Consider the following 7,041-nt stretch of genomic DNA (forward strand, 5'->3'; position numbering starts at 1 on the left):
AAGGCACCACCTGACCCGGAGCGCAGTCCGGCTCGAGGCACCGCCCTGCCAGGGGCCTGGTGGAGTCTTGTCAGGCGCCGATGGCGTGGACGCCGCCGTCGACGTGGACGATCTCGCCGGTGGTGGCGGGGAACCAGTCGGAGAGCAGGGCCAGGCAGGCCTTGGCGGCGGGCACCGTGTCGGCGAGGTCCCAGCCGAGGGGGGCCTTGTCGGGCCAGCTGTCCTCGAACTCCTGGAAGCCGGGGATGCTCTTGGCGGCCATCGTCCGGAGCGGTCCGGCCGCGACCAGGTTGACCCGGATGCCGTGCTTGCCGAGGTCCCGGGCGAGGTAGCGGTTGGCCGACTCCAGACCGGCCTTGGCGACGCCCATCCAGTCGTAGACCGGCCACGCCTTGGTGGCGTCAAAGTCGAGGCCGACGATCGCCCCGCTGCCCCCTTTCATCAGGGGCAGGCAGGCGACGGCGAGCGACTTGTAGGAGTATGTGGAGACATGCAGGGCGGTGGCCACGTCCTCCCACGGGGTGTTGAGGAAGTTGCCGCCCAGGCAGCTCTGCGGCGCGAAGCCGATCGAGTGCACCACGCCGTCCAGGCCGTCCAGATGCTCGCCGACCCGGTCGGCCAGCGTGTCGAGGTGCTCGGTGTTCTGCACATCGAGCTCGATCACCGGCGGCGGCTTGGGCAGCCGCTTGGCGATCCGCTCCACCAGGCTCAACCGGCCGAAACCGGTCAGCACCAGGGTGGCGCCCTCCTCCTGGGCCAGCTTGGCCACGCTGAAGGCGATGGAGGCGTCGGTGAGCACGCCGGTGACGAGCAACCGTTTGCCGTCGAGAATTCCCATGTCCTAGTGCCCCATTCCTAATGACCCGTTCCTAATGGTCCATGCCGAGACGGCGGCCGGTCGCCTGGCATCCGCGGCCCTGGATAGCGGGCCGTTCCTAATGGTCCATGCCGAGACGGCAGCCGGTCGCCCGGCGTCCGCGGCCCTGGATAGCGAGCCGTTCCTAATGGTCCATGCCGAGACGGCAGCCGGTCGCCCGGCGTCCGCGGCCCTGGATAGCGAGCCGTCCCGAATGACCCATGCCGAGACGGCGGCCTGTTGCCCTCGCAGCCCCGGATGGCCCATTCCTAATGGCCCATGCCGAGGCCGCCGTCGACGGGGATGACCGCGCCGGTGATGTAGGAGGCGTCGTCGCTGGCCACGAACCGGACGACCCTCGCGATCTCGGCCGCGTGCGCCTGCCGGCCGAGCGGGATCTGCTTGCGGATCAGCTGCTGCTGCTCCTCGGTGAGCTGCGCGGTCATGTCGCTCTCCACGAAGCCGGGGGCGATGACGTTGACCGTGATGTTGCGGGAGGCCAGCTCGCGGGCGAGCGAGCGGCCGAAGCCGACCAGACCGGCCTTGGAGGCGGCGTAGTTGGCCTGACCGGCCGAGCCGAGCAGGCCGACCACCGAGGAGATCAGGATGATCCGCCCGCGCCTGAGGCGCAGCATCGGCCGGACGGCGCGCTTGGCCACCCGGTAGGCACCGGTCAGGTTGGTGTCGATGACGTCGGTGAAGGTCTCCTCCTTCATCATCGCCAGCAGCGTGTCCTTGGTGATGCCCGCGTTGGCGACGACCACCTCGACTGGGCCGTGCTCCGCCTCGGCCTTGTCGAAGGCCGCGTCGACGTCGGCCTGGCTGGTGACGTCACAGCGGACGCCGAACAGCCCTTCCGGGGGTTCGCCGGAACGATGGGTGACGGCGACGGCATCGCCGGTCGCCGCGAGTTCGCGGGCGATCGCGAGACCGATGCCACGGTTGCCGCCGGTGACGAGTACAGAACGAGCCATGCTCCGACGCTATCGGCTACCACTCGGTAACGGCTTGTCCGCACGAGACAAGATCACAGGTCCGGCGTGGTGGACTTCGGCCAGTCGCGGCACAATCGCGGCGTAATCCCGCCCGGATCCGGAGCGGACCACGGGCGTGTCGGGGCTGGACCAGCGCCGGATCGGAAGCGGGATCAGCGCCGGATCACGGCTGGGTCAGCCGTGGGTCCGGGGGTGGGTCACGGGCCCTGGCCCGTCCGCCCGATGCCGATCTATCAGTGGGGAGTTAGGCGCTCGCCCGACATCCTCGGCGCAGTTCTGGGTGGTGCTCCACCTGGTGGCACTGCGGGCTTCGCCAAACTCGTCGGGCATCGGACTGTGGCGGCACCATCGCTCAGAGACGGGCATCGTCTTCGCCTATAAGGTCCCCGATACTTGGGCCAGCTCGGCAAGGCGGTCATCCTGCCGAGCAGGCGGAGGCAATCGAGGTCGAGAACGATGCCTTGCGCCAGATCGCGGCCGAGTCTGGGGATCGCGGGCGTGTCCGGGCTGGGGAAGCGCCGGATCGGGAGCCGGGTCCGCTTCGGATCGCGGCTGGGTCGGTCGTCGGTCCGGGGTGGGTGGAGGCCCGGTGGGGATTGTCGGAGGGCGTCGCTAGGATCGGGCGCATGCGTCAGATCGATCCGGATTTTCTCGCCCTGCCGCTCCGGCGGCTGGCCGATGCCGCGCTCAATCGGGCCCGTGAACTGGGTGCCGAGTATGCGGCTTTTCGTGTGGAGCGGGTGCGTGCGGAGACGCTGCGCCTGTTCGACGCGCGGCTGGAGGGCTCCATCGACGCCGATGACCTCGGCTTCGCCGTACGGGTGGTGAAGAACGGGACCTGGGGGTTCGCCGCCGGGATCGCGCTCACGCCGGAGGCCGCCGTCGCGGTGGCCGAGCAGGCGGTGCAGGTGGCCGAGGTGAGCGCGCCGATCAACCGGGAGCCGGTCGAGCTGGCCCCCGAGCCGGTGTATGCGGATGTCACCTGGGTGTCGGCCTACGATGTGGATCCGTTCGACGTGCCGTTGCGCGAGAAGGTGGAGCTGCTGGGCGAGTGGTCGGGCGGCCTGCTCGGCCAGGTCGATCACGTGTCCGCCTCGCTGATGCAGGTCAAGGAGCAGAAGTTTTACGCCGACTCGGCGGGCACGGTGACCACCCAGCAGCGAGTCCGGGTGCATCCGCAGCTGACCGCGATGAAGGGCGACGGCGAGCGCTTCGACGACATGCGCACGCTGGCCCCGCCGGTCGGGCGCGGCTACGAATACCTGACCGGAACGGGCTGGGACTTCCCCGCGGAGCTGGCCACGCTGCCCGCCCTGCTGGCCGAGAAGCTGGCCGCACCCTCGGTCGAGTCGGGCAAGTATGACCTGGTCGTCGACCCCTCCAACCTGTGGCTGACGATCCACGAGTCGATCGGCCACGCCACCGAGCTGGACCGGGCGCTCGGGTACGAGGCCGCCTACGCGGGCACCTCGTTCGCCACCTTCGACCAGCTCGGCGAGCTCACCTACGGCTCCAAGATCATGAATGTGACCGGCGACAGGACCGCCGAGCACGGCCTGGCCACCGTTGGCTGGGACGACGAGGGGGTGCGGGCGCAGTCGTTCGACATCGTCACCGACGGCACCCTGACCGGCTACCAGCTCGACCGCAGGATGGCGCTGCTGAAGGGCTTCGGCCGCTCCAACGGCTGCGCCTTCGCCGACTCCCCCGGCCACCCGCCGATCCAGCGCATGGCCAACGTCTCGCTGCGACCCGCCGAGGGCGGCCCGTCCACCGACGAGCTGATCGCCGGGGTCGAGAACGGCATCTACGTGCTGGGCGACAAGAGCTGGTCGATCGACATGCAGCGCTACAACTTCCAGTTCACCGGCCAGCGCTTCTACCGGATCTCCGGCGGGAAGCTGGCCGGGCAGCTGCGCGACGTGGCCTACCAGGCCACCACGACCGACTTCTGGCGCTCCATGGACGCGGTGGGCGGCCCGCAGACCTACGTGCTGGGCGGTGCCTTCAACTGCGGCAAGGGCCAGCCCGGCCAGGTCGCGCCGGTCAGCCACGGCTGCCCGGCCGCGCGCTTCCGGAACGTCCGGATCCTCAACACGGTGCAGGAGGGTGGCAAGTGACCCCGCAGGAGACTGTTGAACGCGCGCTCGCGCTGCCGGGGGCGGACGACCGCGTCGTCATCGTGGACGAGGGCTCCAGCGCCAACCTGCGCTTCGCGGGCAACACCCTCACCACCAACGGCGTGGCCCGCTCGGCCCGGCTGACGGTGATCTCGATCTCCGGCGCCGGGGTAGGTGTCGTGTCCCGCTCCGCCGTCCGGCCCGACCAGCTGGCCGACGTGGTCGCCGCCGCCGACCAGGCGGCCAGGGACGCGCAGCCGTCCGAGGACGCCAGGCCGCTGGTGGAGGGCTTCGTCCAGGCCGACTGGGAGGTTCCCGCCGAACCCACCTCGATCGAGGTGTTCTCCGCGTTCGCCCCCGCGCTGGGCGAGGCCTTCGCCACCGCCGAAGCCTCCGGCCGCAAGCTGTACGGGTTCGCCGAGCACCTGGTGAACTCGGTCTTCGTCGGCACCAGCGGGGGCCTGCGCCGCCGCTACGACCAGCCGACCGGCCGCCTGGAGCTGAACGCCAAGTCGCCCGACATGACCCGCTCGGCCTGGGCGGGCGTGGCCACCAAGGACTTCACCGACGTGGACGTGGCCGCCCTGGACGGCACGCTGGCACGGCGGCTCGACTGGGCCAAACGCCGGGTCGACCTGCCGGCCGGGCGTTACGAGACGATCCTGCCGCCGGGCGCCGTCTCCGACCTGATGATCTACCTCTACTGGTCGGCCGGGGCTCGGGACGCGGCCGACGGCCGGACCGTCTTCGCCAAGCCGGGCGGCGGCACCCGCGTCGGCGATCAGCTGTCCAGCACGCCCATCCAGCTGTTCAGCGACCCGCGCCACCCCGGCGTGGAGTGCGTGAACTTCGCGGTCGCCCACACCTCGGGCCGCGAGCAGTCGGTGTTCGACAACGGACTGCCGCTGGACCACACGAACTGGATCTCCGACGGCACGCTGGCCAACCTGATTCAGACCCGCCACTCGGCGGAGCTGACCGGCCTGAACACCACCCCCCAGATCGACAACCTGATCATGGAAAGCGCGACCGGTTCCGGCACGCTGGAGGACATGATCGCCAACACCGAGCGCGGCCTCCTGCTCACCTGCCTCTGGTATATCCGCGAGGTCGATCCCCAGTCCCTACTGCTCACCGGCCTCACCCGAGACGGCGTCTACCTGGTGGAACACGGCGAGGTCGTCGGCGAGGTCAACAACTTCCGCTTCAACGAGTCGCCGGTGGACCTACTCGGCCGCCTCACCCAGGTGGGCACAAGCGAGCAGACCCTACCGCGCGAGTGGAACGACTACTTCACCCGCGCGATCATGCCGCCAATCCGCGTCCCCGACTTCAACATGTCCACCGTCAGCCAGGCAAACTAACAAGCCAGACGCCCAACTGCCAGACCAGCCATGCGTCCGATCGTTCCGGTTGCGGCCGTCCGAGCCAGGTCGGTTAGGCCGGGCGGCCGGTCATCTGGGTTATTCGACTGCCGGTCGACCGGGGCGACTGATGGTTCCGCTTTGCCGGTAGTCAGAGCTGGGCGGTCAGGCAGCCGGTCATCCTGGCTATTCGGCTACCGATCGTACGGTTGGCCGGTCGCCAGGCCAGAGCCAGGCAATTAGGTCATGCAGCCAGTCGCCCGGGTATTCAGTTGCCGGCCGACCGGGTCGACCGATCGTTCCGGTTCGCCCGTCTCCTGAGCCAGGCGATCAAGCTGGGCGGCCGGTCGTCCAGGTATTCGGTTTGCCGGTCGATCAATGGTTTCCGGTTTGCCCGTCGTCCGAGTCAGGCGTCACGCCGGACAGCCAGGCATCCTGGCTATTCGGCTGCCAGTTGTCCGGTTGTTCCGGTTGGCCGGGGAGTCGGCCATTTCAGTCACCCCCTCCGCGCCATGACACCTATTCCCTCCGGGCAATTACGGCGATGGCGGGGTCGGGCGGAGCCCGAGTGGAAACACAGGGCTGGGTGGGCGGGAGAACCGCGAACACGGCGACGGCGGGGCGGCAGAGAGGAAACAAACGGGCTGGGTGAGTGGGGAACCCCCCGTGCCATGGCTTTCGTGCGGGTGCCACGGCGTTGGCGGCGGGCGGCACCCGAGGAGGAACAGTGGACTCGTGCGTCCCCTTCGCTGAGCGCGTGAACGCGCAGCTCGCGATGGGGTTCGCGATGGGGTTCGCGATGGGGTTCGCGATGGGTTGAAGGCGTTGCGGAACATCAATGAATGTCCATGGAAGATCGGTGACATCAACCTGCCGCGCTCATACCCCCCGTTGCGACAATTCACACATAACGACTACACAGAGTTGCCTATCGAACGTGTGAGCGATATCCTGGTGGTAGGTCGACCGGTCGATCCACGACAGGAGGGGCTCCGCGATGATGACCTCAGGTGCAGTCCTGTTGCCCGACCACCGCGCCTCCTCCCTTGCGCCGGTGAACTCCTGCGCTCCAGTCGGCCTCGACGGTGACGACCCCGCCCACCACCCCGCCGCCGGAGGGCCCCTCAATACCACCCCCGGCGGCGCGCCAGTCCTCCACCCGCGAACACCTCCACCCCGGCGACCTGCCGGGGCACAGGAACCCGGCCGTATCCCTGCCGATTCCCGTAGCGCGATCCTGCTACTCGACCCCTCCCGAACTCCAGTCACCCCAGCCGACCCCGGCAGGAACTCCGGCACCTCGCACTCCGGCACCTCGCACTCCGGCACAGCACACCCCGCAACTGGGGAGCCCGGTCCTGCTGCCCGGAAGGCTGGTCGGGGTGTCGGGGAGGCGGATTGGGGTGCCTGGGCGGCTGATCGGGGTGCCGAGGAGACAGAGCGGGGTGCGGGTCGTGGGTGGTGGGCCGATCAGAGTGCTGGTCGTGACGCTGGGTGCGGAGATCATCCCAACCGCCCCGACCACCCCGACCACCCCGATCGCTCTGGCCGCTCTGATCGCTCTGATCGTTCTGGCCGTTCTGGCTGTTCGGATCATCCGGATCCGGGTTTGGCCGGCGCGGCGCTACGGGACTTGCTGCGCCGGGCCGAGGCGCTCACCGCCGCCGGGTCGCCGGTGCCCTCCGACGCCGAGACGGCGATGGCCG

5 protein-coding genes are annotated in these 7,041 nt (G+C 69.4%); 2 read left to right on the top strand and 3 right to left on the bottom strand.

Annotation, left to right across the window (positions count from 1 at the left end; genetic code table 11):
* Positions 1–70: 70 nt before the first annotated feature.
* Positions 71–838, bottom strand: a complete 768-nt coding sequence (gene fabI, locus Amac_RS42625; protein WP_155350689.1) for an enoyl-ACP reductase FabI — start codon at positions 836–838, stop codon at positions 71–73.
* Positions 839–1,125: 287 nt separating this feature from the next.
* Positions 1,126–1,830, bottom strand: coding sequence for a beta-ketoacyl-ACP reductase (fabG, locus tag Amac_RS42630; RefSeq protein ID WP_155360136.1), 705 nt, complete (start codon positions 1,828–1,830; stop codon positions 1,126–1,128).
* A gap of 647 nt (positions 1,831–2,477) precedes the next feature.
* Between fabG and Amac_RS42635 the strand changes: the two genes are divergently transcribed.
* Positions 2,478–3,971, top strand: a complete 1,494-nt coding sequence (locus Amac_RS42635; RefSeq protein WP_155360137.1) for a TldD/PmbA family protein — start codon at positions 2,478–2,480, stop codon at positions 3,969–3,971.
* The gene (locus Amac_RS42640) at positions 3,968–5,335 is read left to right on the top strand and encodes a metallopeptidase TldD-related protein (RefSeq protein ID WP_155360138.1); all 1,368 of its coding nucleotides are present in this window, start codon (positions 3,968–3,970) and stop codon (positions 5,333–5,335) included. Before Amac_RS42635 ends, Amac_RS42640 begins: the two co-directional genes overlap by 4 nt.
* Positions 5,336–6,341: 1,006 nt before the next feature.
* On the opposite strand, the gene Amac_RS42645 is transcribed toward Amac_RS42640, so the two are convergent.
* Positions 6,342–6,494 (bottom strand): hypothetical protein, encoded by a 153-nt coding sequence (locus Amac_RS42645; protein ID WP_155360139.1) that lies wholly within the window; start codon positions 6,492–6,494, stop codon positions 6,342–6,344.
* Between the last annotated feature and the right edge of the window lie 547 nt (positions 6,495–7,041).

Source organism: Acrocarpospora macrocephala, from assembly GCF_009687865.1.
Classification (GTDB): Bacteria; Actinomycetota; Actinomycetes; order Streptosporangiales; family Streptosporangiaceae; genus Acrocarpospora; species Acrocarpospora macrocephala.